A 20,744-nucleotide genomic window follows, 5' to 3' on the forward strand; every position below is an offset into this window, starting at 1 on the left:
CGGGTGAAATAATTATTAATTTTTGTAATTACTCAGCGACAGAAAAGTAGCTCCCTGTTTCAGGTAATTTCTTGCGTAATTCAGGCCGGTTTCTGCTGCCTTGTAACATCCTTGGTGACATCTTGTATAGCCAACAAAATCAGGGCCTGACTACCTGGTGATTGTTTCAAAATACAACCATTAATCATTAAGTGTTTGTTACCAATAACCGGAAAACTGATATCCAGGCAATAATCCTCAAAAGCAATATGACTGGTTAATGTGTCCATTAAATGATTATATAATTGGACGCAATCCCACGCCGACGCATTGATTGTCAATAGCGATTGCCCGGTCATATCTGCCTTTCCACTATTAAAGACCTGATTAAATGCAGGGTTGGCAATGAGTATATCCAACTTATCATCCAGTACCAATAGTGGTTGATTTACTGTATTAACAATCGCCGTTGTTAATCTGGCTGTCTGCACCGATTGCTCTGCTTTTTTAAGACGGGTTATATCAACAAAACTGATGACCAGTCCATCAATCATGTTTTCCGTAGTCCGATAGGGAAGAATACGTAACAAATACCAGTTATCATTTACCGACTGTACCTCGGTATCTTTATAAACAAGGGTTTTAAGTACCGTTTTAGCATCATCAATCAGATGCTCGTATTTGAGTGTAGAAACCAGGTCGGCAAGCGGTCTGCCTATATCGCTATCAATCAGCTTGATAATTGTTTTGGCTTGTCGGGTAAAACGTTTTATTTTTAAATTTCCATCGAGAAAGATATTGGCAATATCAGTACTATTTAATAAATTTTGCATATCATCATTGCTATCGGCAAGTAATTCAACTTTTTTTTGCAGCTCACTGTTAACGCTATTTAGCTCTTCATTGAGTGACTGCATTTCCTCCTTGGAAGACTCTAACTCCTCATTGGCACTTTGTAGCTCTTCGATGGTTGACTGTAATTCTTCGTTGGACGATTTAAGCTCTTCATTAGTAACTTCCAGCTCTTCGATAGTGGTTCTGAGAGATTCTTTAACAAAGAAAAGCTCACTCTCAAGCTTCCGCTGTTCATCCGGGTTATCAATAAGCATCGCAGTCTTGTTAATGCTCTCAGTGAGTTGACATGCCTGTTCTTTACTCTGCGGATAAAAAGTGATTAAAAATAAATCCCTTAGCGCTTCCGCTTCAATAATTTTTTCCAGTGTTAAATCTATAGTTTCGTAATCGCCATTAGTTTTTACCCTGACTCCGCGACTAATAACGACTTCCTTACCTTTTTTTATCGCTTTACGTAGCAATAACAAAGGTAATTTCAAGCCATCCCTGGCTATCTCACTAATATTCCAGCTTGGCTGGCCCGTCGCGAATTCAAAATATTTACCGGTACGACCGTGAATATAAACAATTTTACCGTCTTCATTAATAATGACACTAACCGGTGCATATCGGTTGAGTAATAATTGTTCTATTTGCCGGGCAATATTACCAGTCTTGGGTTCGGTACTACCCAACTTAACTGGAACAGATGATAAATCACCAGCGCTGAAGGGAACCGAACCAAGTTTTGATAACAGAAAACTGGTCGGAGCATCTTTACGTTGATATAGCTTCCATTTCCTGTCAATTGCTGAAAACAGGTTATCAAAATTGCCAATGGATTCTGATGATCCAAGAAACAGAATGCCATTACTATTCAATGCATAATGAAACTGTGGAAAAATATCCTTTTGCAAATCAGCGTTTAGATAGATCAACAGATTTCGACAACTAATCAAATCTACGTGTGTAAAAGGCGGATCCTGAATCAAATTCTGCGTAGCAAATATCACCGTGTCGCGAATCTCTTTATTGATACGATATTGACTATCTTCCAGCGTAAAGAATCGTTGCAAACGTTCCGGTGAAACATCGACCATAATCCCGGCAGGATAAACACCTTCGCGGGCACGATTAATAGCCATGGGATCCAGGTCAGTAGCAAAAATCTGAAAGCGTAACTGTTTGCCTGTTTTCTCCAGAGTTTCTTTGAGCAGAATCGCGATTGAATAAGCCTCTTCACCGCTGGAACAAGCCGTAACCCATATACGCAATTCATGGTTATCGGGCTTGCCTTCAAAGAGCTTGGGCAGAGCCAACGAACCCAATGCATCAAATGCGGGAGCATCCCTGAAAAAACTGGTAACATTAATTAAAAGCTCCGTGAAGAGTTTATCCAACTCACTAGGGTTCTCCTGTAAAAACTGCACGTAGTTGCCGGAACTTTTAATCTGATGAATATTCATGCGTCGGGCTATACGCTGTTTAATCGTAATTGGCTTATAAGCCGACAAATCATTGCCTGTTCTGTTACGCAGTAAAATAAATATTTTTTTGATGGATTCAGAATCCACAGAAGCATCAGGCTGGTCCCGGTTAATGTTTTTAAAGCGGACACTTTTACTGTATTCAATCAACTGCTGACCCATTTTTTCCGGGGGCAGTACAAAATCCACACCAGCAATCGCTATTGCACTACTGGGCATACCGTCAAACTTGGCGGTCTGGGGATCCTGAACCATCGTCATTCCCGACACATTCTCAATCGCTTTAAGGCCTAATGTCCCGTCAGTCCCTGTCCCCGAAAGAATAATACCAATGCTCATTTCCCGGACATCATCTGCCAGTGAACGCAAAAAATAGTCTATTGGCAGGTTTTTAAAACCATGATCATAACAATCCATAAGGTGTAATTGGCGATTGAGTAAGGCCAGGTTTTTTCCCGGCGGACACACAAAAACCTGATCCCTTTTCAGCGAAATACCATCCTGGATAGCTAAAACCGGCATGTCAGTAAATTTCGTCAGCAAATCAGGTAGAAGACTTATATACCCGGGGAGTTGATGAGTGACAACAATATAAGCACAGCCGGTATGAGGATATAAATTGGAAAAAAATATTTCCAGCGCCTCCAGTCCACCAGCTGAAGCACCTATACCAACTACAGGCAGTTCGCTATCTGCTGCAATAGCGAGTGTATTGTAATTACCTCTTTTGTGACTAATGGATTTCACTTAAATCGACCTTTGCATGATTACTTAACTGCTGATATAAAAAAATGCCCACATCAAGATAACTTTTTTAAGAATATCCCTATATAAACTATATATTAAACATATTATATTAATGCTTAATGTCAAAAATCGTCCTGTGAGGTTCTGTTTTTTATTAGAAAAGACCAAATACAGCGATCACCAATGAAAAAATGATATTAAAAAGCTTTATCAAAATCTATTTATTAACTGCTGTCAGTAATAGCGATCATTGATAGGTACAAATACTTAAGTATTTGTACCTATAGCTCTTGCTTTAATTTTGGTATAAAGTAATTTCTAATAAATATAGTTGATATATCCATTAATTGACAATTTTAAACCTAAGACAGAATATATGGCTCTTAACTTAAACCAATAACTCACTCGCGTTTCTGAAGAATTAAAACGAAAGTAGCATAAAAATGTACGATTTTCCTGCTTTAAAATAGTGCTTTTGATGTTTAATATTATGTTATCTGATTAACAAGAAAACTTAGGTCTCAGCACGATCATACCAGCATGGATACAGGAGTCTGTTTAAACTTCAAACTCATGAAAAATACCATCCATAGTTATGTATTCGCGCTTCCCTTCCAGAATAACGACTTTTTTGGTGCTGCTAAAACATATTACTAATCAGCTTATTTTAAGGAGACAAAAATGGCCATTACCCGCTATGAACCTTGGAGTTTATTAAACCAATTACAAAGAGAATTATTAAGTTCTCAGGATGAAAAAAACAATGAAGGATCAATTGCAACTGCCGAATGGGAACCTGCGGTTGATATAAAAGAAGAAACTGATAGATTTATTATTCATGCCGATATCCCGGGCGTCAAACCGGAGGATATTGACGTCAGCATGGAGGCTGGCGTACTGACTGTAAAAGGCACCAAAGAATCTACCGCCAAAACTGAAAATGAAGGTTATAAAAGAGTTGAGCGGACTTCCGGTTCTTTTTATCGACGCTTCAGTCTGCCTGATTCTGCTAATAATGAAGCTATTAGTGCAAAATGCAAATACGGCGTACTTGAGATTATTATTCCCAAGCGGGAAGCTGTTAAGCCAAAACGCATCAATATATCGTCAGAAGAATAGCTCTCAATTTTTGTTAGCTACGTCAGTATATACTCCGCGCGGTCATGTTTACGGAATTTATGATCGAGTGATTTTATTCGAGAGTAAGGTGCAAAAACAGGCGCATAGCTAGTTATAGACTTTCAGAAATTAAATTTCTAATTTATATCACTGTAAGCTCATACAGATAACATCCCTTGAAGGGATGGTATCTGTCAACATGGAAATTATTTATCTGAATATCTATATGTAACTGTTTTTACAACGCCGCTATCGGATAAAATGGCCGATCAGAAAACCGAGTTGTGACCGTGCGGAGTATAAAGTATCGAATCATAAAAAATTATTTCATGATCGGCGAATCCATTGCATTGTTCTGTCGCAGAATTGTTACTTTATTTACAACTTTTTAGCTTTTCCATGGGTTGTCCCTCTCCTGATGGAGAGGATTTTTTATCTTGATCAACAGATCAGACGACTTGTAATCCGGTAAAAAACATCACTATGCAGTATAAAGATTACTATAAAATCATGGGGCTCTCCCGCAATACCAGTCAGGATGAAATTAAACGCGCTTATCGTAAACTGGCACGTAAATATCATCCTGATGTCAGCAAGGAAAAAGATGCCGAGGCCAAGTTTAAGGAACTTGGAGAAGCTTATGAAGTACTCAAAGATCCTGAAAAACGCGCTGCTTATGACCAATTAGGTGCCAACTGGAAAGCCGGGCAGGATTTCAGGCCACCACCAAACTGGAACGAAGGCTTTGAATTTAAAGGTGGCGGCTTCACAAGTGATGAAGAGAGGGCTTACAGTGATTTTTTTGAACAATTATTTGGCCACTCAGGATTCCGTCCAGGTGACAAAGGACAATATGGTCTCCATGCACGCGGCCAGGACAGCCATGCAAAAATTTATATTGATCTGGAAGACAGTTTTAATGGTGCAACACGTAACATTTCCCTGAGCACCCCTGAAATGAATGCACAAGGCCAGGTGCAGATTAAACATAGAAATCTGAATATCAAGATTCCCAAAGGCATTAAACCGGGCCAACATATCAGACTGACAGGTCAGGGTAGCCCCGGATCAGGTACCGGTCAACCTGGGGATTTGTTCCTTGAAATTGCTTTTAATAATCATCCGTTTTATCGCGTTTCCGAAACTGACGTTTACCTTGATCTTCCCGTTACGCCCTGGGAAGCGGCTTTAGGCGCTAAAATAAAAGTACCGACACCGAACGGTAGTGTTGATCTGAAAATACCGGCCAATTCCAGGCAAGGTAGCAAACTGCGCTTAACGGGTCGCGGCTTACCTGCTCAGGTACCTGGTGATTTCTATGTAGTACTGCAAATTGCCTTGCCGCAGGCAAATACCGAGCAAGCCAAAGCGGTCTATAAAAACATGCAAAAAGAATTTACTTTTAATCCACGACAGGCTTTGGGGATATAAAACCATGAGCCCACATGATTTATCATTAGTGCATACGGGAACGGTCATTGAAGAAGACAGCCTGACACTCGCACAACTTTGCCGAGCCTGTGATGTCCATGCCGACTGGATAATCAGTATAGTTGAGGAAAGTATTATTGAACCGCAAGGCGAAAATAGTCGTTTATGGCGTTTTTCAGGAGCCAGCATGAGACGCGCCCGCACTGCCCTAAGATTACAACGAGATTTAGGGATTAATCTGGCCGGAATTGCTCTGGCACTTGATTTGCTCGAAGAGCTTGAAAGTCTGCGTAAGCAAATAAAAACACTGGAACATATCTGAACAACCCGCTTTTTTTGTTTTAAACATTCACCATACCGGAATTTACCAAAAAACATATTATTTAAAATAATCCACCCAAGAGGAAATCAGTATGAAATCCACCTTAATACTCGTCGCTGATCACTGCCGTGCCCGCTTTTTTACTGCTGAAACGCCGGCTTCGCCTTTAGAAGAAATCGAAGCCATGGCTCATACGGAAGGTCGTTTACATGATCGGGAAATGACGTCCGATCTACCAGGAAAGGTTAAAGGCGATGGCAAAATGGGACATGCTTTTGAACAAGCTACCGATCCGAAAAAACATGAAGCAGATAACTTTGCCCATCGTATTGCCCTTTATCTGGAAGAAGCGCATAACGCCAATAAATTTGAACAATTATTGATGATTGCAGATCCTTCTTTTCTTGGCTTGCTACGCAACCAAATATCGGAAAATATTAAAAAACTGGTCTGTTTTGAACTCGATAAAAATATCACAACCCATAGTATCGATGATATTCGTAAACATCTTCCCACCTATTTGCCAAGTCATTGATATATTAAAAAACCAAAGCAGTACATTTTGTCAATTTTCTTTGAATGAGCTAAATTTACTACAAAAAGGTGAATTATTATGCAAATACCATTACAAATTACATTTCGCGGCATACCTCATTCTGATGCTGTAGAAGCTAAAATTCGCGAAAAAACCGATAAACTGGACAGGTTTTATAGCCACATCATGAGTTGCCGGGTTGCGGTTGAATCCGAACATCAACACCATCATCAAGGCAATCAATATCATATCCGCATCGATATCACCACGCCGAATAAAGAGTTGGTTATCAGCAAGGAACACTATGACAAACAGGGGCATGAAGATATTTATGTAGCCATACGTGACGCCTTTAACGCAGCAACCAGACAACTGGAAGATTACGCCAGAGTCCAGCGGGGCGATGTTAAAACACATGGCTCACAAAGCATCTGAATCGTACGTTATTTCGTGCCAGAAAAAATCATGAGATTATTGAACCTTAGCATAGCCGTAAAGTTTGACTACTCACTTTAGAAAGGACGGGACAAGAAAAAAGCTTAACCGTCCTTAATGATAAATCATCATAAGAAACCGTTCGCTGAGCGGAGTCGAAGCGGACAAATCGCTTCGACTCCGCTCAGCGAACGATTTACCATTAAATTGTCCCGTTTTAGGTGGGTAGCCTAAAGTCTGTTTTCACTGAAATAGTATCGCAGAAAGCGAGGCTGGATCATTTGTAATTGGCGATAAAACTTCCTATAGTCTTTCTGAAATTAAACTTCCAATTCATATCACTGTAAGCGCACACAGATAACATCCCTTGAAGGGATGGTATCTGTCCCGGCTTGGTTGACTGGTAACCCAAACAAGCATTAAAAATCAATTAATTGACAATGATATTATTTAATATCAATAGGATACCAAGGATGGGTGGAACTTCCACTTCACGCACAAATACCATGATTTTATTCCAAGTCTTTAAAATCATGCCTGATTGTATTGAAATGGGCTCGATAGGTTTTTGCATCCCCATAACGGGTAAATTTCTGATAACGGCTATGCAGGCCTTTAATGCGTTTGGCGTGTTTAATAGGACACCAAAACTGTTCGGTACGTGCCGCTATTTCCTGTGCATAAGCGAACAACCCATTGATATAACTGCAATAAGCACAGTTTATTTTTTCTATCAGGTTAAGATATTGAAGGTGTTGCCGGTCAAAAATAATATAGTCTTGGCGCTTTACTTTAGGAATGCCATAAACAGGAAAGCAAACGCCTTGATATAAACTGATACTCACATCCATGAGCAGTGAAGGAATAATACGACTCCAGATAAACGGAGTACTGAGTATATGTTTTAATGGTGCGTCAGTGATGTAATAGAATAACTGTTTGGCATATTGCTTATGCTGAATAATGACACTTTCTTCAAAAATAATTTGTCGCTTTTTGATTTGACAAGAAAATACTTCCTCTTGCTTTTGTAATTCCTCAATCAACTCGGCTTCCAGGATTTTTATTTTATCGAGCAGTATTTCAAGTTGGGTAGTCATCATCAAATCCTCGGCAAGAAATACAGTCAATATAAAAATCGCAGATCATTTCAGCGATTAAAAGCAGTAAGGCAATTAGACTTAATCAGTGGATTTACGATTAAAACTCTTTTTAAGCAGGGTAAATTGCAATAACTGAGACTCGACATGGGCATTAAACGATTCCGGCGGATAGATACCCTGCTCGTTGGCAATACCGGCATCCATTCCAGTCAATAACTCCAACGCATCATCTGCAGTCGTTACGGCATAGATACTAAATTGACCCGATTGAGCCGCATGTACGACATCCCAGCGAAGCATTAAATGCTTGATGTTGGTCGCAGGAATAATAACACCCTGTGTGCCCGTTAGTCCTTTTTGGGTACAAATATCGAAAAATCCTTCAATTTTTTCATTAACACTGCCTATAGATTGGACATGACCCAATTGATTTATGGAACCGGTAATGGCAATATCCTGCCTTAAAGGAATCTGGGCAATGGAAGATAAAATAACACAAAGTTCAGCCAGAGAAGCACTGTCCCCCTCCACATGACCGTAAGATTGCTCGAAGACGAGACTTACAGCTACCGAGAACGGTGTTTTTCGCGCATAACGAGCCGCGATAAAACTGGATAAGATAAGCACTCCTTTTGAATGAATAGCCCCGCCTAATTCAATCTCACGCTCTATATCTACGACTTTACCGCTACCTAACCGGGTTGTTGCAGTAATACGCGAGGGCTGTCCAAAACTAAACTCGCCCAATTGCAACACGGATAACGCATTGATCTGGCCGGTTACTTTTCCGTCAAGATCAATCAAGACAATACCTCGCTCAATATGTTCGTATAATTTTTCTCTGATTTTATCGAGCCGGTGGGTTTTATGATCTATAGCTTGTTGCACGTCGCTATTAGTTATATGAACATGACCGTTATCTTCCGCCCAATAGTCAGATTCCGTTAACAAGTCCTTAATCGCTCCCAAATGGGTTAACAGCTTTTCTGCATCACCGACCATTCTGGAGCTGTGCTCCATAATTCTGGCGACAGCATTTTGACTCAGTGGTCGTAATTTCTCGCGGCGGGCAATGGTTGCCAGTAATCGCGCATAGTCATGACTGCTGTTTTCTCTGGAAACCGAGTCATCAAAATCAGCGGCAACCTTAAAGAGATTATGAAATTCCGGGTCATAGGCACTTAACAAATAATAAATCAGCGGGTCGCCTACCAGAATGACTTTAACATTGAGTGTTATGGGCTCTGGTTCCAATGATGATGTACTAATTAAGCTAAGTGCCCGCTCCAGCGATTCAATACGTATTTCACCAGCTTGTAAGGTTCTTTTAAGAGTTTCCCAACTATAAGGCTGAATCAACAATTTTCTGGCATCAAGTATAAGATAGCCGCCATTGGCTTTATGTAAGGCTCCGGGGTTAATCATGGTAAAGTCGGTAATCAGCGAGCCCATATAAGCCTGATGATCTATACGGCCCAAGAGATTACTGTAGTTTGGGTGATCTTCAAAAATGACCGGTGCGGATTTCATCTCACTAAAATCAACCATCAAATTGACCTGATAGCGTTTAAACGGATTTGGTTCTTGCGGTAGTTCCATAAAAGAAATTACTTTTTCGCTACGCGGTATAAAATCCCTGACATGCTCAATAATATCTTTTTGTACCTCATTTAAATAACCAAGAATAGTCTCTTGTTTCGCATATTTCTCGATCAATTCATCAATAGTATGATTGACCGCCAATTCAGCTGTTTCACGATTCAACGCTTGTAACTGGCGCTTGGCTTCCTTGCGCCAGGCCGGGAAATTTTTTAATAATTGGGCTAAATCTTCCTGTAACGCAATGATTGAATTTTTTATTTCATGCTGTTTATCTTTATCAAGCTTATTAAACTGTTCGGGATTAATAATTTCATTGTTCTCATCGGCGGGAGAAAAACCGTAACCGGTTGGCGTTTCTATAAAAACCACCTGTGCATTAGCGGCCTTATCACGTAATTGGCTAAGTTCATTAATTTCTCGTTGTCGGGATTGACTTTCAATCTCACCCTCTCTGGAACGGTATTCATCGCCATCGAAAGCCGACGGTATAGCAACACTTAACTCGTCAATTAATTGCTCCATATCAGCCTTAAAATATTTGCCTTGCCCCGGCATCAATTTAATTGCCGATGGTTTGGCAGGCTGACTGAAATTATTTACGTAACACCAATCAGAAGGAATGCCTTGTCGACTGGCTTCGTGTTCAACCAACTGTCTCACTGCAGTTAATTTTCCGGTACCGGCAGGTGCCATTGCAAAAATGTTATAACCATTTTTATGTAGACGAATACCAAATTTTATCGCTTCCGTGGCGCGTTCCTGACCAACGGTAATATCTATATCTTCAAGCTCTTCAGTGGAATCGAATTTTAATTGTTCAATACTGCAAGGCTTATAGAGTTGTGAAGGATCCAGCCGTATATTTTTCATGTTATAAAATCTGCCTGAAATATTGAGGTTGCTACTGATGGACGTTAAATAGCATTGTGCTTAGTAGAATAGATTTAATTTTGATTTTGTAAAGGAGCTTATCAACCAGGCCTAACTTGTGCTGTGCGGTTTTAAGACAGTAGCCAAATCCTGAAGGCGAGACACTTTAGTGATAAAGTGCATAAAGTGTGACGGGGATTGCTGGAAAAAAACAGAACAGGCTAACATAAAAAATATGCTGATTTCTAATCAACTGGTATTGAAGTAATTTTCTGGTGTAGAACTTTCCGGCTTACTGATTGTTTCCCCACCTATTGCATTGTCCTTGAGCCGTTAACGATAAATCAAACTGCGCGTAATTAGGCTTGATTTTTGACGCGGGCGCAATAGCTAAAATATTGACCCGCATTGACCTGTTTACTTATTAACGTCCGCTGGCACCAGCAAAACTTATTTCCAGTGCGCGTAATGAATTAACACAGTTAGGTGTTGATTTTATGCCGGGATTATCATAACAAGCTTTATTTTGTTCACGGGCCACTTTAGAGTGAGCCACAAACCAGGCCACGGATTGCTCTTCTTTAATACTATCAACAGCTTTGGTATCTTCAGGATTATTTACCCAACGCTTCATTGAGTGATTGGGATTGTTGTCAGCCTCTGCTGCTTGAGTACTTTCAGCATTAGTCACTTTAAACGCGGTTGCCATAACTATAACCATAGCAACGATAAGAATAATTAAATTATTTTTTTTCATATTTTATCTCCAGAAGATAGATTCATTAAACTGATTTAATAAGGAGCTGATGTATAAGCCGCTGTTAGTCTAATTGATAAGCCTGACTTGGAAAATGTGGCAGATTGCCGCGCGACAATCTGCCACGTCAATTACCGTGTCGTTTATCTGCTGTAATTGATGTCACATAATTATTTGTATAAACCGCTTTAGTGTCGCTATGAGGACATTTTTGTTAGTCGTGATTCACATCCGAAGGCTAATTTCTATTCGCACCAATAAATCATCATAAAAAGTAAACGGGCATCAGTAGAAGATTAAAAAATCGCCCCAGAAAGTAACTTAAACTTGCCTAACACTGAAAAATAGTTGAGAATTCCGAATCCTTAAATACCGTTTGAGTGTAATCCAACTACTTAATGAACGCCCCTATTAATAACTTGATACTTTTTGCTTTGCATAATCGCCAGCGCATAATGCTCGCGGTGGGCTTGCTGGTAGTGTTGGTAATAGTGCTGATTAATAGTTTGAGAGTCGCGGTTGATATCGGCGGTTGGAGTAGCGGTTTCACCCATCCTTTACACGGCGGTGATCATTTGCTCACCATGCTTGCTGTGGGTATTTGGGCCGCGCAATTGCGCGGACAAGCCATTTGGATGCTACCGTTAACTTTTGTCGGCGTGATGAGTCTGGGTGGTTTGGCAGGAGCTGCCGGATTATTGATTCCTGGCGCGGAAGTTATTATTTTATTTTCCTGCCTGGTATTCACCGTACTGATTACTCGAAAAATTCGCTTCAGTAGCCAAACCAATCTCGTCATTGTCGCATTTTTCGCTTTTTTCCACGGCTTTGCCCATGGCCAGGAAATATCCACTTCAGTAAGCCTGATCTCTTATACCTTGGGCTTTATGGTAGCTACCTTACTACTACATGGCGCAGGTATTTTAGCCGTACGCTTAATGGTGCTGCTCTTTGCCTTTTTCCTTAGCCATTTGGCTTACGCGCAATCTGCGACCAATAGTTCAACGGCTAAGTCAACTGTACCCACACAAACCGATAAATCCCATGAATTAACCTTGGCTATAGATTCTGCGCCATCGAACAGCAGTCATAATCGGCAACGCTTGTATAACGATGATAACGGCGCTATCCATGCAGAAATTGAACAATATCACCTCCAGAATTACTCTCTCATCAGGGAGCGCGAACCTGCGTGTGCCAGTGATAAAACCGGCAAGCTCAGCGCAGATAAATTAGCCACAACCGGCTTGCCAAGTAATCATCAACCAGGTATTGACTTTTTAACCAGCGGTGTCGGCGCGACCTCACCACCTACGCTTTTGGTTGTTAATAACACGTCCCGTTTTTGCCCTGCCGCTGTTTTTTTACCCCCTACTCCTGATAATAATTCTGGTTCATCGCTCAAAACCAGCTGTTATTTCGATTTACTCCATGCCTTTTATACACTCGCCACCAGCTTCTTAACGAATGGTGTAGGTGCAACTTCGCCGCCAGATTTACAAGCCTCCGTTGTTGTCACACTACCCGATCTTAACGAACTTGCTTTCGGCAATTCGCACCTCTTTAAAAGCTTTACCCCGCTAAACTTCGCTATCAGCCGTACTTTATTTCCCGGTAATTCACCAGTAACACAGACAAGTCTTAATTCACACTTGTCTATCTTGACTCTTGCCTTGCTACTCCCCATCGACCGACACTATTGGTCACTCCGATCGATAAGTCATTTAAACATCACTAATAACAATAACTTCAGGTAGAAAATGAAAAACCACCCCCTATTTCCGCCATTTAACATGTCCGGTAAACCACACACACGTCACTTGCAGAAAGCAGGTCTGGCCCTGTTTGCCTGTGCATTTATGCTCGGTTATGCCGACACGACAATAGCCGAGACGACAACCGAAGCAACTACCGAGACGGAAGACAGCAAAGCTCAAGCAACGGTAAAAACCAAACCCAAAACAGCAAAAAAAACGCCGACCACTACGACAAAAACTCCGTCAAAAACTGCCAAAAATGAAACCCTGGAGCTTGATGAGATGTTCGTTACGGAAGATGCGCGCACAAAAGATCTAATCGGCATCGCAGGTTCAGCATCGCAAGGGGAAGTTAACCAGGCGCAATTTGAATATCGGCCACTGTCACGTAGTGGTGAAGTACTGGAAGTTATACCCGGCGTATTAGCCACTCAGCATAGCGGCTCCGGCAAGGCCAACCAGTATTTTCTGCGCGGCTTTAATCTCGACCATGGCACCGACTTTACCACTTATGTTGACGGCATTCCCATGAACATGTCCACTCATGCTCACGGACAGGGTTATATGGACATCAATAGTGTCATTCCCGAACTGGTCAAAAATATTGAATATGGCAAGGGGCCTTATTATGCAGAAGTCGGTGATTTTTCCTCGGCGGGATATTCAAAAATGTTCTCAATGGACAAATTGCCTGAGGGCATCATGAAATTTACTGCGGGTGAATATGATTATTACCGCACCCTGATTGCCAATTCCAATAAGGTCGGTAGCGGTAATTTACTTTATGCAGGCGAATTTAACTTTTACAACGGCGTGTGGAAGCAACCTGAAGATTCCAAGAAGTTTAACGGCATGATGCGCTATACGCTGGATAAAGGTACTTGGGGCACCTCGGTTAATGCCAAAGCCTACACCAACAGCTGGACGGCGACCAACCAGATTCCGCAGGCATCAATTGATAACGGTTCGCTCAGCCAGTACGGCACCATGGATCCAAGCGACGGCGGCGACACCGACCGCTTTAGCTTATCAAGTAATCTCTGGAACAAAGGCGATAACTGGCAAAATGACGCCAATATCTACGCGCTTTATACCGACCTGGATCTCTATTCCAATTTTACCGGTTATCTCGACAATCCGACTCAAGGCGACCAGATTCACCAGTTTGAACATCGGGTACAGACTGGCGGTAACATCGAACATACGCGTTACAACAAGCTGTTTGGTTTTGATATGGACAATACTTATGGCCTGCAATTTCGCCACGATGAAATTATGAACGTAGGGCTGGATCGCACCGTTAACAGACAATATCTCAGTACTGTCAGTCGTAACGATGTCAGCCAAAGCACCGGCGGCGCTTACTTCAAAAATCAAACTTATTGGCATGCAAAAGTGCGTACTATTGCCGGCTTACGGGGTGATTTTATCAATAACGATGTTACAGTACTCGACACCAGCACCCATGACCCGCTTGTCAATGCCGCCAATTCAGGCAATGCCAGTCAAGCAATGTTTAGCCCCAAGCTAAGCCTCATCCTCGGCCCTTGGTACAACACTGAATACTTTGCCAATGCCGGTTACGGTTATCACTCCAACGATGCACGCGGCACGACCATTCAACTTGATCCAACTAACGGTTCTGCGCTGGACAGTAACTCGGCCAGAATATCGCCGATGGCCAGTTCACGGGGTGCTGAAACCGGCATACGCACCAGTTTTATTAAGGGACTCAACAGCACGTTGGCGTTTTGGTGGCTGGAAAGTAACCAGGAACTGGTCTTTGTCGGGGATGCCGGCACCACGGAAGTCAACGGGAAATCCCATCGTTACGGCGTAGAACTGACCAACTACTACAAGCCGACCGATTGGTTGACGCTGGATGCCGACTTTGCCTTTACTTCTGCACACTTTGCAACCACCCCTGAAGATGCGACCAATAGTTATATACCTAACTCGGTAGGTAGGGTTATCACTGTGGGGGCAACAGCAGTAGCGCCTAACGGTTTGTTTGGTACGGTACGCTTACGCCATTTTGGTGAAGTACCGCTGGATGAGTCGGGTACGTACTGGGCAGGTAATACCAGTATTGTCAATTTAGGTGCAGGTTACCAACACAAAAAAAAGTATAAATTTGAAATCGATCTCTTCAATATTTTTGGTTCGAATGCCAACGATATTGCCTACGCCTATCAAAATGCCTATCCCGCCGGAGCCAACTCCCAGTATGGCATTATGAAACATCCTGTTGAACCAAGAATGGTACGTGGAACCATTACCGTCAATTTTTAAATCGAAAGATCGGGTTGCTACTTTTTGGCAACCCGATAAAACTCACATCAAATACAAATGTATCAGCTTTATGTTTAGCTTAAATATGCTGTAGTTTTTCAGTAAATTAAATTCCCACTACATATCGTTTTAAGCCTATTCAGATAATAACCTTTAGCTGAATACAGTTCGCTCCAGTAACCAATAAGCACCCGCCAAGCAGACAAAAATCGAGCAAACAGGCGTCAGTCTTGCTCCTATTCTCGGTTGCTTGTGTAGCCACCAAATAATGGGTAAAAAGATTACTGTAACAGTGATCTGCCCCAATTCCACACCGAGGTTAAAGGAGAATAGCGGCAGCATAATACCGGTTTCGTAGGAGGAAATACCCATTTCCCGTAATACGGCAGCAAAACCAAAACCGTGTATTAAACCAAACAAGAAAGCCAGCCACTGGCGTCCTTTCGGATGATCACCACGAATAATATTTTCCACACCAACATAGATAATTGTCCCGGCAATTAATGGCTCGACGATACTACTGGGTATATCAATTATATTAAGTCCTGCCAAGCCTAATGTAATTGAATGGGCAATAGTGAAAAAAGTGATGATTTTAAGTGCGGGCCAAAAACTACGTGTGACAACAAGTAAAGAAAACAAAAATAGCAAATGATCATATCCTGTCAGAATGTGCTCTATGCCCAACAGTAAGAAATCTATAAAAGTAGCGGTTTTTTGGCTCTCCACCCTATCGCTGTCGTTTACCTCGTTACCCGCGCCAACTTCCGGCAACATCAACGCTATCGTACTATCGGCCTGAGATAGCATTTTTTCGCCTATACCGTGCCCGGCTTCATCTTTTATGGTGACAAACTGCTTATGATTAGCCGCTAGTTTATTTAAAAAATCCGCCTGAAAGTTAAGTTGCCGGTCAGGTTTTTGTGCGTACTGAAATTCAATAAATGCATTATTTTTCTGATCAAAGGTCACCACTCCTGCGCCAACTGGCTGAACAGTTTTCCCATCCAGAACGAGTTGAACACCTTGCATTACCCATTCGGCAATTTTTGGTTTCGCGCCGTCCTGCTCGGCAGCCGTCACGTCTGCATCCTGATCGTTATCCATGGGTACGAAAGCTTCAATATCCTGCAACGAGAAAGTTATTTTGGCATGGACTCCTGATGTTTTGATGATTAAATCGGCAGAACTAAGTCCCGGATCATGTGCGATGCTGTACTGGGCATAACCCAGTAATAAAATGACGGCAATTATTTTACTTAACATCGGTACCTTAAATTGATTGTTGTTTTTTGCGATACCAAACCAGTCCGGCAATGATAAAAACTATCAGCGTTACTACCCCACCGGCAATCAACATGACTGTCTTTTTAGGTAAAGCATCTGGATCGCCACCGACATGAAAAGGAATCCTCATTTTATCTTCATCAGAAATCGCTTCATCACCACCAATCAATAAATACATGGCGTAATAACCGTTTTTATCAATATCGGCTTGGGCTTCAACGACGCCTTTTGTATACATCTTGGGGGCGACCTCGGTAAGCGTCCGTACTTCTTTAAAATCTTCGGGCTTACTATCATCAGTACCGATGAGCTCAAGTTCAACTACACGAATACCGATAGGTGTTTTACGAATATCACGATCGATTAAATCGGCAGCAAAAAAAGCTTTACCCGTATCAGGTAGTTCCTGACAATAAGGCTTTAATAAAGCAGCTCTGTCAGTACTATCTTGTTTGGCAGTAGACGTTTTAACATAAACACTAAGATGCACAGCGTAAAAATCATTGGTAATTAAACAGCCTACACTGTTAAGGTCAGGGATATCTGGCTGGGTACCCAACTTGTTTTGATCACATCCTGTCAGGAGACCAGCAAACAGTAATAAACTAAAAGTCCAGGTAACAACGCGTCTATTTTTCATAATCAAGGGGCTTTAATAATAAATTGGTATTTGCCTGTCACAATGTGCGTATCAATCGAAACCACGCGGTATCGCACTGTGTAAGTATCAGGAGGTAAGGTTGGTACCGTTGTATAAAGATGGGATTGGTCAAAGGTTTCTTGCTGGATATCTTTATTGTCAACTCGTTTGCCTTTGCTATCAATTACGGCAAGCGCCTTGTATTCCGTACCCACTTTATCGTTAAACCAAACATCGATTTGTTTGGGCGACTCTGACAAAATGGCGTTTGCCTCGGGTGCAGATCGTACCATAATTGCATGAGCAAATAATGGCAAAGGCATAGCCATCGTAGCAAGCAGGATAAGCCCTGAAAACAGGGAATGATTTTTTTTATAATATTGGCAGTGAGTCATAATATCTACGGCTAAAGAAGTAATCTGTCGGTAGTAATCAGGCGGCTATTATATAACCCTTATGGCACAATACCCAGTTAAAAAGAAAGCCTCGATTTCATAACAATTGCTACTCGACCTTTTTTCGAACGAATGGATTAAACAATGTCAAAACTAATTTTTGACATTGTTTATGCTTATTATTCAAGTATTTTAACTACCCACTGGCCGGGCTGTTTACTTTGTTTCTCCGTCCACATTGCCAAAAAACCGTGCGAGGTCAGCGTGATACGCGGATGAGTTGCCATGATACCGGCTGATGACAAGCGTGTTGGAGTTGACCATGAAATACCGCCATCTTGGGATTGAGCTGAAAAAATACTTGACCCATCCGGCCCTCTTTCATCCCATACCCCCACAACCCGCTGTTTATTGGCGGCAATGTCACTATGGCTTGCCAAGCCACCGAGTGCTTGTGGAGCGCTCCACCTTTTACCATTGTTGCCAGAGCGAAGTGTATATAAACCCGCCCTGTCTTCAACACCGGTCCAAACGGTACTATATAAAGTATCCTCATCGACAACTGCCAGACCGCCACCAACATGAGGACAACCATCAAATTGCCATTTAAAATCACCGACCATACCGGCATGTCGCCATGTTACGCCTTGATCGGATGATTGCATTAATGCCATGTCACGGGGTTTCATATCCCGATATAGCACGCTTAAAACACCTGCGGGGGAAACGGCCAAAGTGTTCCAACAACATGAACACGTTGAATCATCCAACTTCAGACTGGCTTGCCAATGCTCGCCGCCATCAAGCGAGCGTGCATAACGTAAACTTTGGTAACCGTTTTCTTCCGGGTCAGCCAACCAAACAACATGAAAAACACCCTTGGCATCAACGATCATATCAATATGCGATTGATCGCCGTTATTATCAACGGCTGGATTGCTACCGGCATGCCATGTTATACCACTATCATGAGAATAATATGTCACCATCGGCCCCATGTTTGGCAACTCTCCTGTTGTTTGCCAAATTGCCACTAAATTAGTTCCTGCTCCCGCTATTTGAATATCATTACCACGTACCGCGATAAGATTTGCATCGTTAACGACATTAATGGCTGTTGTCCAATGCGCACCACCATCATCCGAGGATAAATAACGTACGGCAACACGACTATCTTTTTTTGTAAACTTACCCGCAACCAACGCGTGAATCTTGCCATTATTCCCAGTCACATCAAAGCTCGTCACCTCACTTAAATCGAAGGTTGGTTTTGAATAGTCGGTTGAATGAATTAGAGAACCAGACTGCGCATTAAAACAAGCAGTTAAGAATACTGAAACAATGCCAATGCCTAGTGCTCGCAAACAAAAAAATAAGTACATAATACATAAAATAGGGGGTTAGTGATTTCACCCTCACAGGCGAAAAAATAGATGATGATTTTCTTTAAAACTATATAATAAATCCTAAGGTGATTTCCTGCGAATAATATACCCGGCTTGCTGGTCTTTTTATTCATTTACTGAGCTGTCAAAATAGTTACGTAGCCAACTACGCGTCTAATTCATCATTCAAATAATGGGTATGTCATGAAATGTAACATAACAATAAAATTTGCTTTTACCATGACAGCAATATTTATGTCTTGGCAGTCTGTAGAAGCAGCCGAGTACAAATCCTTTGCCGGCATTCGATTTGTCAAAATAGAAGCGGGATGTTTTCTTATGGGCAAAGATACGGATCTCAAAGAAAGCAGTCCTGTTGAATCACCCCAACATCGGGTTTGCATTGAAAAACCGTTTTATCTTGGTGAAACAGAAATTACCCAGAAACAATGGGAAACAGTGATGGGTAATAATCCCAGTAAATCCAAAGCCCTTTATAAGCCGGTAGAGAAAGTAAGCTGGAACGATACCCAAGAATTTATTAAACGCTTAAATACACAAGAAGGCGGCAATACTTTGCGCTTACCTAGTGAAGCAGAATGGGAATACTCGGCACGCGCTGGCAGCACCAGCCTGTATTCCTTTGGTGACAAACCAAAAAACTTAATCGATTATTCCTGGTTTGGTGATGAAGGTTACGGTGGCGCCAGTCATGAAGTTGCCCAAAAAAAACCAAATCCATGGGGCTTGTATGATATGCATGGTAACGTTTGGGAATGGGTACAAGACTGGTACGATCCCAACTATTACCACAACAGCCCTGAAAAAAGTCCTATAGGTCCAGAATCAGGCCAATATCGTGTTTATAGGGGCGGTAGCTGGGTTGGCAAAGCGGTTAATTTACGGTCATCGATACGTTACAGCGGCTTACCCGTTAGCCGTACCAATGATGTTGGTTTTCGCCTTTTGAAAGAAATTCAGTAACTCTATGAGATAATAATTATAGTTGGCGCTACTACGATATTTTTACCTACTGTTCATCGAACCAACAATAGTTACCTATCCTTTTTTAGACTATTCCGAAGCAGAATTTGTGTTAAAATATAAATTAGCAATAGTCATTTGTTTTAATTGAATGTCTTTTGTTATACATTTCTTAAATTTAATATCTTAAAAAATAAACCAGGGGATAAAAACAATATGTTATTGAAAAAAATTGCAGCGACTCTTATCATCACAGCATCAATGCTGGCAGTGTCTCCAATCGCTTTTTCTGCTGAAGAAAAAGTAGATAAAAACGCACTCGTTGAAGATGCCGCCAATAAAACTGAAGCGTCAATGTTAGAAGCTAAAAGCCTGCTTGAAAAAGGCGGCGAGAGCGATCAAACTTTAAAAGCACTTAATGATGCACGTCAATCAGTAAAAGAATTCCGTTATGAAGCAACTGAACGTGCACGTCAAAAATTGAATGGACATTTAAAAAGTGCACGTGAAGCTTTTATCAATAATGACAATGAAAAAGCATTAACAGAAATAAAAGCAGGCTTGGTTGTCTACTCAGAAATGAGAAAAGTATACGACGCATCTCACTAATAATAAGTAATTTTATCGATTAAATTATCTAATTAATTTCGCATACTGTATTTTTAGACTATTATATTTCCAGTAAGATTTTGTGGTTTATCTATCTTACAAAAATGCAGCCTAATTAAGTATGAATAAACTTAACGTTAGGTAGTTATTAAGCCTGTAATGTTTTTACAGGTA

The 20,744-nt window shown here is 41.4% G+C and carries 17 protein-coding genes; 9 read left to right on the top strand and 8 right to left on the bottom strand.

Annotated elements, in window-relative coordinates; all coding sequences use genetic code 11:
- Positions 1-80: 80 nt before the first annotated feature.
- The gene (locus tag N7974_RS08910) at positions 81-3,047 is read right to left on the bottom strand and encodes a CheR family methyltransferase (RefSeq protein WP_262965276.1); all 2,967 of its coding nucleotides are present in this window, start codon (positions 3,045-3,047) and stop codon (positions 81-83) included.
- A gap of 681 nt (positions 3,048-3,728) precedes the next feature.
- Here N7974_RS08910 and N7974_RS08915 point away from each other — a divergent pair.
- The 5 genes from N7974_RS08915 (at position 3,729) to N7974_RS08935 (ending at position 6,889) form a co-directional block, all read left to right on the top strand.
- Positions 3,729-4,166 carry an Hsp20/alpha crystallin family protein gene (locus tag N7974_RS08915; protein WP_262965277.1) on the top strand — a complete coding sequence of 146 codons (438 nt, stop codon included), beginning with the start codon at positions 3,729-3,731 and terminating at the stop codon, positions 4,164-4,166.
- 483 nt (positions 4,167-4,649) lie between these two features.
- Positions 4,650-5,597, top strand: a complete 948-nt coding sequence (locus N7974_RS08920) for a DnaJ C-terminal domain-containing protein (protein WP_262965278.1) — start codon at positions 4,650-4,652, stop codon at positions 5,595-5,597.
- A gap of 4 nt (positions 5,598-5,601) precedes the next feature.
- Positions 5,602-5,919 carry a chaperone modulator CbpM gene (locus N7974_RS08925; RefSeq protein WP_262965279.1) on the top strand — a complete coding sequence of 106 codons (318 nt, stop codon included), beginning with the start codon at positions 5,602-5,604 and terminating at the stop codon, positions 5,917-5,919.
- A gap of 91 nt (positions 5,920-6,010) precedes the next feature.
- Positions 6,011-6,454, top strand: coding sequence for a host attachment protein (locus N7974_RS08930; protein WP_262965280.1), 444 nt, complete (start codon positions 6,011-6,013; stop codon positions 6,452-6,454).
- 78 nt (positions 6,455-6,532) lie between these two features.
- Positions 6,533-6,889: an HPF/RaiA family ribosome-associated protein gene (locus tag N7974_RS08935; RefSeq protein ID WP_262965281.1), complete on the top strand. Its 357-nt coding sequence runs from the start codon at positions 6,533-6,535 to the stop codon at positions 6,887-6,889.
- Positions 6,890-7,401: 512 nt separating this feature from the next.
- Here the strand turns inward: N7974_RS08935 and N7974_RS08940 are convergent.
- The 3 genes from N7974_RS08940 to N7974_RS08950 all read right to left on the bottom strand — a co-directional run bounded on the left by N7974_RS08940 (position 7,402) and on the right by N7974_RS08950 (position 11,221).
- Entirely contained in the window at positions 7,402-8,019 is a 618-nt protein-coding gene (locus N7974_RS08940) for a hypothetical protein (RefSeq protein WP_262965282.1), read from the bottom strand.
- Between the two features lie 51 nt (positions 8,020-8,070).
- Entirely contained in the window at positions 8,071-10,464 is a 2,394-nt protein-coding gene (locus tag N7974_RS08945) for a Lon protease family protein (protein WP_262965283.1), read from the bottom strand.
- Positions 10,465-10,888: 424 nt separating this feature from the next.
- Positions 10,889-11,221 carry a hypothetical protein gene (locus N7974_RS08950; RefSeq protein WP_262965284.1) on the bottom strand — a complete coding sequence of 111 codons (333 nt, stop codon included), beginning with the start codon at positions 11,219-11,221 and terminating at the stop codon, positions 10,889-10,891.
- A gap of 398 nt (positions 11,222-11,619) precedes the next feature.
- On the opposite strand from N7974_RS08950, the gene N7974_RS08955 reads away from it, so the two are divergent.
- Positions 11,620-12,978, top strand: coding sequence for a HupE/UreJ family protein (locus N7974_RS08955; RefSeq protein WP_262965285.1), 1,359 nt, complete (start codon positions 11,620-11,622; stop codon positions 12,976-12,978).
- A 3-nt stretch (positions 12,979-12,981) separates the two neighbouring features.
- Positions 12,982-15,270, top strand: coding sequence for a TonB-dependent receptor (locus N7974_RS08960; protein WP_262965286.1), 2,289 nt, complete (start codon positions 12,982-12,984; stop codon positions 15,268-15,270).
- 153 nt (positions 15,271-15,423) lie between these two features.
- On the opposite strand, the gene N7974_RS08965 is transcribed toward N7974_RS08960, so the two are convergent.
- From N7974_RS08965 to N7974_RS08980, 4 genes are all read right to left on the bottom strand, one after another.
- Positions 15,424-16,536 carry a HupE/UreJ family protein gene (locus tag N7974_RS08965; protein ID WP_262965287.1) on the bottom strand — a complete coding sequence of 371 codons (1,113 nt, stop codon included), beginning with the start codon at positions 16,534-16,536 and terminating at the stop codon, positions 15,424-15,426.
- A 7-nt stretch (positions 16,537-16,543) separates the two neighbouring features.
- A complete protein-coding gene (locus N7974_RS08970; protein ID WP_262965288.1) occupies positions 16,544-17,197 on the bottom strand; it encodes a hypothetical protein in 654 nt (217 codons plus the stop codon).
- Positions 17,198-17,199: 2 nt separating this feature from the next.
- Positions 17,200-17,592 (bottom strand): copper resistance CopC family protein, encoded by a 393-nt coding sequence (locus N7974_RS08975; RefSeq protein WP_262965289.1) that lies wholly within the window; start codon positions 17,590-17,592, stop codon positions 17,200-17,202.
- Between the two features lie 179 nt (positions 17,593-17,771).
- Entirely contained in the window at positions 17,772-18,824 is a 1,053-nt protein-coding gene (locus tag N7974_RS08980) for a sialidase family protein (RefSeq protein ID WP_262965290.1), read from the bottom strand.
- A gap of 408 nt (positions 18,825-19,232) precedes the next feature.
- On the opposite strand from N7974_RS08980, the gene N7974_RS08985 reads away from it, so the two are divergent.
- Together N7974_RS08985 and N7974_RS08990 are read left to right on the top strand one after the other, a co-directional pair.
- Positions 19,233-19,961: a formylglycine-generating enzyme family protein gene (locus N7974_RS08985; protein ID WP_262965291.1), complete on the top strand. Its 729-nt coding sequence runs from the start codon at positions 19,233-19,235 to the stop codon at positions 19,959-19,961.
- Between the two features lie 216 nt (positions 19,962-20,177).
- Positions 20,178-20,570: a hypothetical protein gene (locus N7974_RS08990; RefSeq protein WP_262965292.1), complete on the top strand. Its 393-nt coding sequence runs from the start codon at positions 20,178-20,180 to the stop codon at positions 20,568-20,570.
- Positions 20,571-20,744 lie beyond the last annotated feature (174 nt).

The sequence above is a fragment of the Methylobacter psychrophilus genome, assembly GCF_025583945.1.
Classification (GTDB): Bacteria; Pseudomonadota; Gammaproteobacteria; order Methylococcales; family Methylomonadaceae; genus Methylobacter_C; species Methylobacter_C psychrophilus.